The sequence below is a fragment of the Marinimicrobium sp. UBA4509 genome, from assembly GCF_002388575.1.
Taxonomy (GTDB): domain Bacteria; phylum Pseudomonadota; class Gammaproteobacteria; order Pseudomonadales; family Cellvibrionaceae; genus Marinimicrobium; species Marinimicrobium koreense.
Map to the genome: position 1 here is coordinate 97,846 of NZ_DGMV01000082.1, position 12,663 is coordinate 110,508.

Genomic DNA, 12,663 nt, shown 5'->3' on the forward strand with positions numbered 1-12,663 from the left:
CCTGGAGCGGTCTGCTGTTCCCGGCGCTGCTCTGCGGCGGGCTCGCTACCCTCTGGTTGACCCTGCTGGGTGACCCGGCCTTATGAAATCCGCGTTTCGCGCCTCAATGGCCTGGTTACATCGATGGGCAGGCATTATTTTCAGTGCCCTGATGTATTTTATTTTCGTCACCGGCACCACCGGATTTTTCCATTTCGAAATGGACCGCTGGATGGAGCCGGAACGCCCGCTGGCGATGCACTGGACCGACGACGGTTTTCCTTCAGCCGACACCCATCATTACACGGCCTATACCAACCAGGGCGAATTAACCCTGTCCACCCGGACGTTGATTGAACTCGGCACCGAACGCCTGCAACAACAGGCGCATCCCGAATCGGTCTGGTGGGGTATCATTCTGCCCACCGCGCGCAACGGCAATTTCTGGGTGGAGTGGCAGCCGCCTCGCGGCCCCAACGGAGAGCGGACGGAACGGGAAGCGGAGTATCTGGATTTTCACAACGGTGAGCCGCTTTGGATACAACCCCGAGACACCGGGGGCGGTATGGCCCTCTATCGATTGCACTGGCGCCTGCATTATCTGCCGGACACCGCGGCCTATTGGATCGTCGGACTGTGCACCCTGTTGATGCTGGTCGGTCTGGTTTCTGGAGTAATCATTCATCGACGCATTTTCCGGGAGTTTTTCACCCTGCGGTTGTTTCGCCGCGCCCGCTCCTGGCTGGACCTGCACAACCTGAGCAGCGTTCTGGCCCTGCCGTTTCAGATCATGATCGTCTACAGTGGCCTGGTATTTTTTGCCGTCACTTTTATGGAGCCCATCGTCACCTCCCGCTACGGTGATGAAGGCACCCGGACCTTTTACAAGGAAGCCTACCCGGAGGCCGAGACGGACGCGAAAACCGGAGAGAAAGCGGACAGCGTGGCCATTGCGCCCTTGCTGGAGCAGGCTCAGGCGGAGACCGGCCAACGAATCGAACAGATTTACCTGCTCCACCCGGGTGATAAAAATGCCCGGCTATCGTTTTATCTGCCAGAACCCTCACCGGGACACTATGAAGGCAAACCCCACAAACTGTTGTATCGGGCCAGCACCGGTGAACGACTCGACGGGGGCGAACAACAGTACGGTGGTGCCGCCTCGGTGGAAAAAACGCTGATCGCGTTGCACGAGGGGCTGTTTGCCGACTGGCCACTGCGCTGGCTGTACATTCTGTGCAGTCTATTGGGCATTATCATGATCGCCACCGGTGCCCTGTACTTTGTGAAAAAACGCACCGCCAGCCGCCCCAATGAGTACGCCAGGGTGGAGCGTTTTTACGCGGCGGTTATTCTCGGTTTGCCACTGGCAATATCCGTTTATTTTTGGAGTAATCGACTGATATCCACCGACGTTGCAACGCGGGCCGACTGGGAAATGCACAGCCTGTTTCTGGCGTGGCTGGTCAGCGGTGTCTTCGCCTGGCTTCGACCCAGAACCGCAATCTGGCGGGAACTATTGGTTCTGAATGCCCTGGGCTGGGGTCTGTTGCCTGTGGTCAACGCATTGACCACCGACCGCCACCTGGGTATCAGCCTGGCCGTGGGCGACTGGGTGCTCGCCGGTTTTGACCTGACCGCCCTCGCTCTGGCGGCGAGCTTTGCCCTGATGGCGGGGTGCGGCTATCGCCAGATTTCGGCCAGCATACGCGTCGGTCATGCGACCGCCATTCGGGAGGCCTGAAATGACTGGCGTGGTGATCACACTGTTTGTCTCGCAACTGTTGCTGGCCCTGTCCCTGCCCTCTCACTTGCGCACCCTGAACCCCGTCCTGGCCCGAAACCCGGCCCGGTTCCGGCGCCTGGCATTGGCGTTGCGCGGCGTCGGTTACCCGCTCCTGGCCGGCTCGACCGCGCCCGCCGTAGTTCACTGGGGAGCCGCGCTGGGGCTCACCTACTGGTTCGGCCTGTTTGCGCTCACGGGGCTGAGTGCGGCACTTGGGCTGGAGTTTCTCAATCGCCGCCACGCCCGCTGATTGGTTCGACACTCAGGCATGGCATAACCGCTCCGTCTGCAGGCGCAGAATCTGCTGGCTATCCCGGGCAATCACCTCGAAGGGGGCGGGCCCGAACCACTCCAGGGAGGCCGAGTGCACCCGCCCGTCGGGCAGGCTGTTCAGAAAATGGGCGAAGTCACAGGCGCCCTCGAACAGCGGCACCATTCCGGCTCGGCTGCCCGCCGCAGAATAGACATTGTCAGGGGCGAATTCCGGCAGGTACTGACGGTGACGGATGTTCTTCAGGTGCAAGTGCTGCACCTGAGGGGCGAGCGTCCGCCAGGCGCGCACCGGGTCTTCCCCGGCCTCCCAGATATGCAGTACGTCCAGATTCACTTTCAGGGCCGGATGATCCACCGCCGCCAGCAGCTCCCCGGTCGCCTCGGTGGTATCGGCCCCGGTATTCGGGTGGGTTTCCAGTAGCAGGGTCATGCCCGCCTCTTCCGCCCGCAGGCAATAATCGCGCAGGCGGCAGACCAGGGCGTGCCAATCGGCGGCCGTGCATTCGGCACTGGCTTTTTTCCCGGCGAATACCCGGATTTTGCGGGTGTTCCAGTGACGGGCCAGGGTGCACAGCTCGCGCAGCTTTTCCCGTCCCTGGGGATAGGGCCCGGCAAAGGGCAGGTAGTCACTGAGCATACTCACCCCCAAGCCCATGGCCTCGAGCCAATCGCCGTTCAGCGCCGGCTGGTGCTTCAGACCCCGGGCGTGGGCCGCCCAGAGTTCGATGCCGTCCAGCCCGGCCCCGGCGGCAAAGGTGGCCAGCTCCGGCAGGGAGACCAACTGGTGGCGAAAACTGATGGTACACAGGGACAGGTGCATCATAGGGCCGCTACCTCCCGGGACACCGATCCGCGGATCGACGACTGTTTGCGCCAGTCGTTAAAGGCGTGAAACAGGGCGCGCTTGATCCGGTATTCCCGCTGATGCTGTTCGGCGATCCGGCGCGAAAGCCGGGCGAAATCGTCCCTCGTCCGGGTGTGCGCGACTTTGTTGGCCCGATACAGAACGGCGTCGTAGCCTTTGACCAATGCCTCGATCTCATCGCACCAGTGCTCGAACTCGTCCGCCGGGCGCTCCAGCGCCCGCCAGAAATAGGCCAGGCCGTGTTCGTAGGCGTACTTGCGAATGGCCAGCACCGGCAGCTCCGCCAGGGCCGAACCCAAACGATCCAATGGCTGCTCGCCCGCCTCGGGCAGATGACGGCGCACCACCTGTTCCACCGCCTGGGTCAGGGTGTTGACGGTGGGCTGGAAGCAGACCTCGAAATACGCCGCCACCGCTTCCGGCTCCGGCGCGTGCAAATGGCAGGTATCCAGGCAGACACCACCGGCCACGGCGGGTGACTCCACCGCGTGCAACACCCTCCGACGATCCAGGCTGCCCTCCCAGCGAAAGTCCGGGTCCCACATCCAGAGCCGGTCCGGATCGGCGTCGTTTTCCAGCAGAACATAGTGCGGAAAAGGGTTGAGCTGGAAGCGGTTTTCCCGCTCGGGGAGCCGGTACAGGTCCAGCATCACCATCAGATGCTCCCGAGGTTTGCGCTGCGCCAGGCGGGTTTCCAGGGTGGCAATATTGTGGGCCTTGCTCAGTGCCGGGTCATACCAGGGGGAGACCTCCGCCCCGTACAGACGCTCGAACCAGGTCAGGAAAAACCCGTGGTCCACCGCCTCGTCGTGGTAGCGCAGTCGCGCCTGATCGTCGACAAACACCTCCGCGTCCCAGACGCCAAAATACAGCGGGCGGTGGTCAAGCCCCCTCGCCTTGATCGGGTGGCACAGGCAACTGACCACACAGTGCACTTTGACATCCAGTTCCGGCTCGCCGACCGTGTCGTTGGCCGCCGTCGGTCGCACCAGCACTTCCAGATCGCTCACCCGTTCCAGATCGCCGGCGCTCAGTGCTTCCTCCGGCAGTGCATAGCCGCACTCGTTTTCCAGCAGCACCAGCAGTTGCATCAGCTCCACCGAATCGAGCCCGAGCTGGTACGTCAGGTGACTGTCCGGCGAGAGATCCTCGCAGGGTATTCGAGGCAGGTATCGGGTCATCAGGTCGCGCAGTTGACGAACAAAGGTTTCACTGGCCATCTCAAGCCACCCCCTGTGCGGCGTCGGCGGCAAACTGCCCGGCCAGTTGCCGACGGCTGACTTTGCCGTTGGGCAGACGAGGTATCCGCTCGCGGTGGTAAAACCGGCTGGGCCATTGATGGCTCGCCAGGTGCTGGCGACAGAAGGCTCGCAGGTCGGCATCACCCAAGGGCGAGGCCCCGGTGTAGACCGCCGCCACCCGCTCCCCCGCCAGAGGGTCGGGCTGTTTGAAGACCACCACCTCGCGGATACCGGCGTGGCGCATCAGCGCGTTTTCCACCTCATGGGGATAGACGTTGAAACCGGCGGTGATGATGGTGTCATCCATACGGCCGCAGAAGCGCAGGCGCCCCTGATCATCCAGATAGCCGGCGTCGCCGGTGGCGATGCGTCGCCCCTGCTGAACGACCAGTACCTCTTCGGGTTCGTCCGGGCCAGGTCCCGCCTGCAATGCGCAGTGCCCCAGAGGCATGCCCATGATGTCCGCCCGCTCCGGCTGCCGGGCCACCGCCACGCAGCCGGCTTCGGAGCAACCATACTGCTGCCAGAGGTTTTCGGTTTTGCCGCGCACCTCATCGAACCAGGCTTCGGGCATGACGCTGCCCGAGGTCATCACCCCGTGTAGGGGCTCGCCCGGTGGCCAGAGCATCATCAGAGTGCGGATAAAGGTGGGCGAGCTGTACAGCAGCGGCCGGGATTCCGCGCGCAACATCTTCAGCAGGTACTTGGGATTCCAGCCGGTGACGATGCGCGGCACCACACCCCGGTCCAGGGCCGCGAGCACGCCGCAGATCAGCCCATAGGAATGACTGATGGAGCAGGCCACCACAGGCACTACCTCCGGGGGCAGGTCGAGCGCCTGATGGTAATGGGTGATTTCGGTATCGATGTCTGACCAGGTGCGCTCAATGGGTTTGGCTTCACCGGTGGTGCCTGAGCTGAACTGAATCAGGGTGCCATCCTGAACCGACGTCTGACACTCAAGCGGGACAAGCTGCTCCGCACTCTGCCAGATCAGGCCGTCGCAGTGCAGCGCCCGGGCCTTCTCCAGCGCGGTAGCCCGGGGCGTGTCCGCGGGTAGCGGCGCGATGGACAGGTTGTGTTGCCGGGCATAGAGCACCAGGGCCAGCCACTCGACCGAATCGTGGGTACAAACGGCCAGGCGCCGACCGGATACCGTCGCGAGCGCCCGGGTCAACAGGCGCCAGCGCGCCTCGATAGTGGCCCGGTCATAGGGCCGATCATTGAGATAAAACAGCATGGCTCACGCCTCCTTCCGAGCGATTTCCGATAGTGGGTTGAACACGCGATGGTGGTATTCGGGCTGCACGCCGCAGAGTTTTTTGCGCAACAGGGATTCCACCTGAACCATGGGTGCCCGATAGCCCAGAGCCCGAAGGCGTGCCGGATCGCAGTGGCCACCGCCGGCGTAACGCGCCAGGCAGGCATGCACCAATTTCCAGAAACGGGGTTCGGGTAATCGGTAATGGGTCTCGCACAGGGCGGCGAGCTCCGAGAGCTGGAAAACGAACAGGGTATCCATCACCAGTTCGCGCAGGGCCTCCACCGAGTCCATCCAGTAGTACTCATTGGGCCGGGCATCGGCGTACCGTGCCTGGCGGCGGAACGCTGGTGCCGCGTCCGGGGTGGCGAGAAAGTTTTCCACGTACTCCACGCTCTCGTGAAAATCCCGGGCCGCCAGCCACTGGGGCCAGCCGTCACGATGGACCAGCAACAGGTTCTGGCCGTGGGCTTCCAGCGCGATGCCGTGACGGGCCAGCAAGTGCCAGACCGGCAGGATCAGGGTGTCGAACAGGCGGGTCAGCCAGGGCTCCAGGCCATAGGCGTTTACCCAGGGGTCGATAAAGGGTTTGCCATCGGACTCCATCAGCGCCAGGGCCTGGGCCGGCACGGCCCGCTCGCCGGGGGCCAACCGGGACGGCAGGCTTTCGCGCCAGAGCGCACCCAACTGACAGATACCCGGCTCAGACGGGCTCAACAAACCGGTCTCCTCCACCCGCAAACCCGCGTATTCCCGCAGGATCACCAGAGGTTGCTGTTGAAAGAAGACATCACCCGCCACCGTTTCGGCCAGCCAGTCAGACAGAACCGGGCCGGAGTCGATACCATGGCTCAGCAGGTGACGCCGCGAGGAGGTGAGCACGATATCCAGGGGCAGCTTGAGATCACCCCGTTCCGGCCGGGAATCATTCATCAGGGTGCGCATGGATTGGCTGACTCGGTAGTCATCTCCGGGCTGCCCCAGGTCGACCAAAAGGGGACGGAAGCCCTGAGTGCGCGGCACTATCCGGTGCTGCCACTGCCAGGGGTGTACCGGTACAAACACCCGCTGTTCCGGATCCACGCCCCGAGCCCGGCAGCGGGCGCGTAGCGCCTGAAACAGCGCCGGTCCCAGCTCACGAAAAGCGAAAGTATCCGGGTCCTGAGCCGCGCCGGCGCCGAGAACCCGCTCGCGGGGAACGGCAATCCAGTGCGGGCGCACCGGGTCGGCGGCTTCGGGGCTGTAGCGTTGGTAGTCGGCTTCACTCAGGCCGATGCGCGCTTTGAAACAGGGATGGTAGGGATGCCCCTCGCGAAGGGCGCCCTCCAGCGCAACCAATGGCAGCTCCCGACGCACTGCCAGCGGTGGCAACTCCCGCGCATTCCACTGACACCAGATCCGGGTCTGATTCAACTCCCGGGTCAACGCCTGTTTGCGCTCGGCGTCGCCGGGCAGGCAGGCCAACAATTGACGCAGTACCTCCTCCAGCTCCGGCCGGCGGGCGACAGGTTGGATCCGGGTCAATTCCGCCAGCTGCAACCGGATGCGCCCAAAGCCGCGCACCCGCCCCGGGCAGGTGTAATCCGCGTTTCCCAGGCTGAAGTACAGGGTATCCCAAGTCGACGCGGTCTCCCGGGCTGGAACGACAATGTAGTCGAGCAGTCCCTCGAACAGGGCGGCCTCCAGCGTTTGCCGTAGAATCCTCGGCAGAGCATCAACGGCCACCGACGACGCCTGTTGTGGAACGCTGAGCGCCAGAGCTTCAGACATGGACCGCCTCCTCAAGAGGGCGCTCGATCCGCGCGGCTACACAGAGCGGATTGTCGATGGTGGTATAGGCGGCCAACTCCATATCGGCCTCCAGCTCGTCGATATCCTCCACCCGGGTCAACAGGTTGGCTTTCGCCGGCAACTGAGTCTGGGTCAACCAGCGCTCAATCAGGACCCGACCATTGCCGGATAGTGTCAGACGCAGCGCCTCCAGCTTGTCCCGCACCCGCTCGATCAGCTCGGCCTCCGCCAGCAGGCCATCGGCGCCCAGCCGATTCACCACGGCGAACACCTGATTGACCAGCAGGTAATAACCGAAGCGGTCCAGAATGGCATCCGTGGGGTAAAACAGATCGCTGTCGGCATCCAATGTCGGCTGCCATTGCAGGAGCTTGGGCTTTTGTTGCTCGTCCAGATAGAAGCCCTGGTTGTCCCGGTAGTAGTAGGTCTCCGGGTAGCCGTCGGCCAGCCGTAGCAGGCTGTTCTGCTGATGGGCTTCCAGGGCGATGCCATGGTGGTCGAACAACACCAGGCAGGGCTCCACTGCGCAGTGCCAGTAGGCATCAAACCAATCCCGGGCGACCGCACCCGGCGCCCGGCCCTCCTCCAGCGCCAGCCGCTCGATCAGTTCCGAGAGCACGGCGCGGCGCTGGCGGGGGTGCCAGGGTTCCTGCACCAACGCCGCCAGACACAGCACCGATTGATCACGCCCGACACCAAAGGGGTTTTCCCGCACGATGGCCTCAAAGCCGCTATCGCCCCCCTCAGGGTCGCGCAGCGTCAGGTAGGCCGGGTCAGCAATCACCTGAAAACGGGGAAAGCGCCGGGAGAATTGCAGGTTGTGCAGCAGACCGGCCATCAGCACCCCCGCGCGCAGCTCCCGCACCTTGTTCTGCCGAAGGGAGTTGGTGATTTTCACGGGCAGGGAGAGCTTGTACATCCAGGGCGCGTCCCGGTGGTAGACGGTGCGCACCGAGGAGGTGGCCGTGAAGGTGTGCCCGAGCGGGCCCAGGTAGCGCAGCCGACCGGCCTCCTGCCAGGCCTGAACCCGGGGCTGGGCGAGCAACCAGTGGGCCTGCAGCGGGTGGACGGGAATCAACACCTCGTCCGGGCCGATCGACACCGAATGGTCGCTCTGCATCAGCGCTTCACTTACGAGGCTCTCAGCGGACTGGGGCAACAGGGACTGCTGTTCGACCCAGTCCTGGTGCACGGCCACATAATGCAACTGAAACTGGCCCTCCAGCTCCGGCGTGATCAGGGGATGCTGCCAGTCAAGAATGCCCTGCCGGCTCTTCGGGGTGGGGTGCAACCAGTGGCCCAGCACCAGGCTCTGCTCCGCGCGGCAAAAGCTCAAGGGCGCCCGGTAGGGCTGCGACCAACGGGTTTCCAGATAACGCAAGGTGTTCTGCAGGCTATCGGTCAACCGGTGGGTCAGCTCCAGTTGCCGACGCTTGAGCCCGGCGCCGGGCTGGGCGTTGCGCTCGTGGAACAACTCCTTGACCAGCAGCAGGAGCGTGCTCCAGAACCCCTCCTGTCGCCGTTGTGCGCCCTGCTGGCAGAAGACAGCCTCGATGCGCTGGCGCCCGACCCGGGAGCGATAACTCACCAGCAGCCACAGGGTAAGCTCCTGCCGCGGCAGGGTCAGCTGTAGCAGGGACTTACCGGTCAGCAGCGTCTGCGGCAGAAGGGCCCGGGTCTGGGGCGTATCCGGGCTCAGCCAGCGCCCGCCATCCACTTCCCGCAGATAACAATTGACGAATGCCTGAAAGCTGGCGTACTCGGCCAGGTGTCGCGCAAAATCGGCCATAACAGAGTCCTCGTTGCCAATCCGATGAGGGAGGAGTTACGGCCGATTATATGCGAACAATTCTCAATGTCATTTGGTTTTACAATTGTTACGGTTTCTGGCAGCTCAATCATTGCCGCAGTGGAAGAAGGCGCCGAAACGTGGTTTTGTCCGTCAACATTCCCAGCGCCAACCCCAGGGTCAGCAGCTCTGCCAGCGGCAGAGCCCACAGGAATGACACCTGGTCGCGCCAGGGGAAGAGCAGCGCCAGAAACACCAGAGGAAGGACCAGGCTACGCGCCAACGCGAGTAGCGCCGAGCGGCGCGGCTGCCGGCAACCGGTGAACCAGGCGGACAACACCAGGTTGAGCCCGGTCAACAGAAGCACCGGGGCGATCACCGGCCAGAAGCGGGCGGCATAATTTGCCGCTGGCCCCTCGAAGAACCAGTTGCTCAAGGCCGGCCCTCCCAGGAAGACCAACGTCCACAACAGCAGCCCCTGGGTGGCCGCCAATCCCAGCCCGTAGTCCCGGAAGCGCCGGGCCCGGACCGGCTGCCCCGCGCCCAGGTTCTGGCTGGCCAGCACATGCACCACTTCGGCCACCGCGCAGGCGAGCATGACATTGAGCAACAGGGCATAGTGAATCAGGGCAAAGCCGGACACGGCCGCCACACCGCCGGTCAGTGCCAGCAGCCAGTGCAACACGAACAGCACCACCCCCGCCGACACCTCGTTCAGAAACTCGGAAAAGCCGTTGCCGCAGAAAGCGCGCAAGCGTCGCCAGGAGAGCCAGCCCGGCCGCAGGCGCAACGGCGTACGACCACTGTGCAGCAGGTGTAACAGCACCAGGCACTGGGTCAGTTGGGCCGCCACCGTGGCGCCAGCGGCGGCGCGCAAGCCCCAGCCCAGGACCGCCAGCCCAAGCACATCCAGCAGGATGTTCACCAGCGCGCCGAGCACCAGGGCACGACTGGCCCGTTGGGGCTCGCCCGCCACCCGCAGAAAATAGTAAAGCACCACTGCCACACTCTGGGGCGCCTGGCCGAGCAGCACCAGTTGGAAATAGGGTTTCACCAGCGGCTGCAGCCGCTCCGGCACGGCCAGCCAGTGCAACAGATAGTCGCCAAACGTCAGGCCGAGCAGCGTCACGGCAACCCCAAGCACCAGCGCCAGACACACACAGGCCGAGAACACCCGGCTGGCCGCGTCTCGTCGGCCCGCGCCCAGGTAGTGACCGGCCACCACGCTGGCGCCAATGGCCAGCATCAGCACGCTGCCAAACAGTAGAATCCAGAGCGGAATCAGCAGATTGACCGCCGCCAGCGCATCGGCACCCAGCCATTTACCCACCATCAGTCCGTCCACCACCGCCGCGCTGGTCAGGGCCAGCAAGCCCAGAGTGGAGGAGCCCACATAGCGCAGGAAGGTGGGCAGGGCCGGTGCGTCGAGGGCCGCCTCGCCCCGGCTCATCCTTGCACCGCCCGATCAAGACCCGCTGACGCTCGGCTGGACAATAGCGACAGCCGGTAGCCCTGTCCGCGCACCGTCTCCACCGCATCGGGCGGCATACCCGTCGCGATCAGTTTGCGACGGACCCGGCTCAGGTGCATATCGATGCTGCGGTCGTCCCGGCAATAGGATTTATTCAGCACCCAGCGGTGCAGCTCGGATTTCTTCAACAGGGTGTTGTGGTGCTCCGCCAGACACCACAGGAGTTTGAACTGGATGGCGGTCACCCGCAGGGGGCGGTCGTCGTAGCGAACCGACGCATCCTCGCGACTGAGGGACAAAGGCCCCACCACCAGTCTCTCCCGGCCCGGGTCGGCCGGCATCGGTGGGCGCTTCCGGCGCAACAGTGCCTCGGCCCGCAACTGCAGCTCCAACAGATCCGCCGACTTGGCGACAAAGTCATCGGCGCCGCGCCGAAAGGCGTCGATACACAGCGCGGGCTCATCGGCCAGAGCAATGACGGGCGTCGCCTGCCATTGACGCAACTCGGCCAGGAGCTCCCAGGGGTCGAGCGCCGAGACATCGACGTCGAGCAACAGCAGGTCGGCCTCGGTGTTGAGCACGCAGTCCAGCGCCTCACGACCGGCCCGGCAGACCACCAGCGACCAGCCCCGCGCGCGCAAGGTCGCATGTACCCGCGCCTGTAAGGTCGAGGTTTGCCCTACCCACAGCACCCTGATCTCGGATGGTCGATTCGCCCACGTTTCCATTGTGCCTCCATCGCTCTTTGTCAATAATGCGAATCATACTCATTATTAAATAAAGAGCAATAGAAGCCGGTCACAAATTTGGTTACCCTTAGCCTTCACCCGACCCCGGTATCCTTATGAGCACTCAGCCTCCATTTCGACCGCTGCTGCTGGCGAGCCTACTTCTGGCCACCGGGCTGGCGGGCGGTTGGTGGCTGCGCGGAGCACTGGCGCCCGTTCCGGTCGAGGCGACCAGCCTTGCAGAACCGAGCAAGTCCGCATCGGGTTCGCCCCTCGTCAGGCCACTCTCATCACCGCCAGTGCGAGACTCATCCGTTACCTCGCCCTCCCTCAATACGCTTGAGGCGGCGACACTTCCGGACGATCCAGTTTCTGCCAACGAAGCGCCTCCCCAGCCCGCCGACTGGGCTGAGGAGATGCACGCACTTCTGGACCAGCAGGCGTTCAATGCCGCCATGGGGCTCTACCAGGAGGCGGAGCGGCAGGATTCGGCCCTGGCGGGTCGGCTGCGGGAGTTGGTGCTGGAGTATCTGGAGGACTATCTGCGCGCGGGCGATGACTACGCGCTGACCGCGTTGGCCGACGCCTTTTTGTCGGTGCACTACGATGATATTGACGTGTTGCTTCTGCTCGCCCGCCACCAACTCCAGTCCGACTACTGGGCCGAAGCGGCGCGCACCTTCCAGCTCACCTTCGCCTACAGCGCCACCCAGCCCGGACAACGCAGCCGCGTGAGTCAGGCGTTTGAACAATTTGTCCGGCAGGTGGACGATCAACTGGTGGGCGCGCAGCGTTGGCAGAGCCTGCTGGGCTTTTACGAGACCCTGGAACAGCTGGACCTGGGGGGTGCCGAGCAGCGCCTGCGTCTGGGCGAGCTGCACCTGCACCACGGCGACACCACCTATGGCCGGAGCCTGCTGGAAGCGCTGACGTCCCACTCCACCCTGGGCGCCCGCGCCACGGCCCTGCTCAACCACACCACACCGCCCCCGGTGGCCGAGCGGCGCCCGCCCCCACCGGTGGGCAGCATTGAGCTGGACACCATCGGCAGCCATTACCTGCTACCGCTCGGGCTGGATAGCCGGGAAGAGGTACGCTTGGTAATTGATACCGGGGCCAGTCTGACGACATTAACTCAGCGCAGTTTTGATCGAATCAGCGCTTCGGTACGTTTTACCGAGTTAGGGCCGCAGATGTTCAATACCGCCAGCGGCACCACCCGGGGGATGGTGTATCGGGTGGACAGTGTCCAGATTGGTGATCACCGACTGAGGGATGTGCCCGTGGCAGTGTTGGATTTCAATACGCCCGATAATGTGGATGGGCTGCTTGGCATGAATGTTTTGAGCCAGTTTCGATTTGAGGTGGATCAGGACGACGAGGTTTTGTTGTTGCAGCCGCGGCAATAGTCGCTCGGCAATGATTGCCATATTTGACTTGATGGTTACGGCGGGTGCGCTTCGCTTACCCGCCCTACGC

The 12,663-nt window shown here is 63.8% G+C and carries 10 protein-coding genes; 3 read left to right on the forward strand and 7 right to left on the reverse strand.

Annotated features, from left to right (window positions below):
* Positions 1 to 82 precede the first annotated feature (82 nt).
* Both B3520_RS15265 and B3520_RS15270 read left to right on the forward strand, forming a co-directional pair.
* On the forward strand, positions 83 to 1,723 hold the full coding sequence (locus B3520_RS15265) for a PepSY-associated TM helix domain-containing protein (protein WP_286805048.1): 1,641 nt from the start codon (positions 83 to 85) through the stop codon (positions 1,721 to 1,723).
* Between the two features lies 1 nt (position 1,724).
* Positions 1,725 to 2,015 carry a DUF3325 family protein gene (locus B3520_RS15270; protein ID WP_170162944.1) on the forward strand — a complete coding sequence of 97 codons (291 nt, stop codon included), beginning with the start codon at positions 1,725 to 1,727 and terminating at the stop codon, positions 2,013 to 2,015.
* Between the two features lie 12 nt (positions 2,016 to 2,027).
* Here the strand turns inward: B3520_RS15270 and B3520_RS15275 are convergent, their stop codons facing one another.
* From B3520_RS15275 to B3520_RS15305, 7 genes are all read right to left on the reverse strand, one after another.
* On the reverse strand, positions 2,028 to 2,861 hold the full coding sequence (locus tag B3520_RS15275) for a sugar phosphate isomerase/epimerase family protein (protein WP_211331140.1): 834 nt from the start codon (positions 2,859 to 2,861) through the stop codon (positions 2,028 to 2,030).
* The gene (locus B3520_RS15280) at positions 2,858 to 4,123 is read right to left on the reverse strand and encodes a DUF6005 family protein (protein ID WP_286805049.1); all 1,266 of its coding nucleotides are present in this window, start codon (positions 4,121 to 4,123) and stop codon (positions 2,858 to 2,860) included. Before B3520_RS15280 ends, B3520_RS15275 begins: the two co-directional genes overlap by 4 nt.
* Position 4,124: 1 nt before the next feature.
* Positions 4,125 to 5,384 carry an AMP-binding protein gene (locus B3520_RS15285; protein WP_286805051.1) on the reverse strand — a complete coding sequence of 420 codons (1,260 nt, stop codon included), beginning with the start codon at positions 5,382 to 5,384 and terminating at the stop codon, positions 4,125 to 4,127.
* Between the two features lie 3 nt (positions 5,385 to 5,387).
* A complete protein-coding gene (locus tag B3520_RS15290; RefSeq protein WP_286876393.1) occupies positions 5,388 to 7,175 on the reverse strand; it encodes an IucA/IucC family protein in 1,788 nt (595 codons plus the stop codon).
* Positions 7,168 to 8,985, reverse strand: coding sequence for an IucA/IucC family protein (locus B3520_RS15295; RefSeq protein ID WP_286807170.1), 1,818 nt, complete (start codon positions 8,983 to 8,985; stop codon positions 7,168 to 7,170). The genes B3520_RS15290 and B3520_RS15295 overlap by 8 nt, the downstream gene beginning before the upstream one ends.
* 109 nt (positions 8,986 to 9,094) lie before the next feature.
* Positions 9,095 to 10,435 (reverse strand): MATE family efflux transporter, encoded by a 1,341-nt coding sequence (locus tag B3520_RS15300; protein WP_286807169.1) that lies wholly within the window; start codon positions 10,433 to 10,435, stop codon positions 9,095 to 9,097.
* Positions 10,432 to 11,184, reverse strand: coding sequence for a response regulator transcription factor (locus tag B3520_RS15305; protein WP_286807168.1), 753 nt, complete (start codon positions 11,182 to 11,184; stop codon positions 10,432 to 10,434). The genes B3520_RS15300 and B3520_RS15305 overlap by 4 nt, the downstream gene beginning before the upstream one ends.
* A gap of 416 nt (positions 11,185 to 11,600) precedes the next feature.
* Here B3520_RS15305 and B3520_RS15310 point away from each other — a divergent pair, with 416 nt between their 5' ends.
* On the forward strand, positions 11,601 to 12,593 hold the full coding sequence (locus B3520_RS15310) for a retropepsin-like aspartic protease (RefSeq protein ID WP_286876394.1): 993 nt from the start codon (positions 11,601 to 11,603) through the stop codon (positions 12,591 to 12,593).
* Positions 12,594 to 12,663 lie beyond the last annotated feature (70 nt).

Coding starts and splice junctions, on each gene's coding strand:
- B3520_RS15275 (WP_211331140.1), bottom strand. CDS start 2,861: ATGATGCACCTGTCCCTGTGTACCATCAGTTTTCGCCACCAGTTGGTC.
- B3520_RS15295 (WP_286807170.1), bottom strand. CDS start 8,985: ATGGCCGATTTTGCGCGACACCTGGCCGAGTACGCCAGCTTTCAGGCA.
- B3520_RS15305 (WP_286807168.1), bottom strand. CDS start 11,184: ATGGAAACGTGGGCGAATCGACCATCCGAGATCAGGGTGCTGTGGGTA.
- B3520_RS15280 (WP_286805049.1), bottom strand. CDS start 4,123: ATGGCCAGTGAAACCTTTGTTCGTCAACTGCGCGACCTGATGACCCGA.
- B3520_RS15300 (WP_286807169.1), bottom strand. CDS start 10,435: ATGAGCCGGGGCGAGGCGGCCCTCGACGCACCGGCCCTGCCCACCTTC.
- B3520_RS15285 (WP_286805051.1), bottom strand. CDS start 5,384: ATGCTGTTTTATCTCAATGATCGGCCCTATGACCGGGCCACTATCGAG.
- B3520_RS15270 (WP_170162944.1), top strand. CDS start 1,725: ATGACTGGCGTGGTGATCACACTGTTTGTCTCGCAACTGTTGCTGGCC.
- B3520_RS15310 (WP_286876394.1), top strand. CDS start 11,601: ATGCACGCACTTCTGGACCAGCAGGCGTTCAATGCCGCCATGGGGCTC.
- B3520_RS15265 (WP_286805048.1), top strand. CDS start 83: ATGAAATCCGCGTTTCGCGCCTCAATGGCCTGGTTACATCGATGGGCA.
- B3520_RS15290 (WP_286876393.1), bottom strand. CDS start 7,175: ATGTCTGAAGCTCTGGCGCTCAGCGTTCCACAACAGGCGTCGTCGGTG.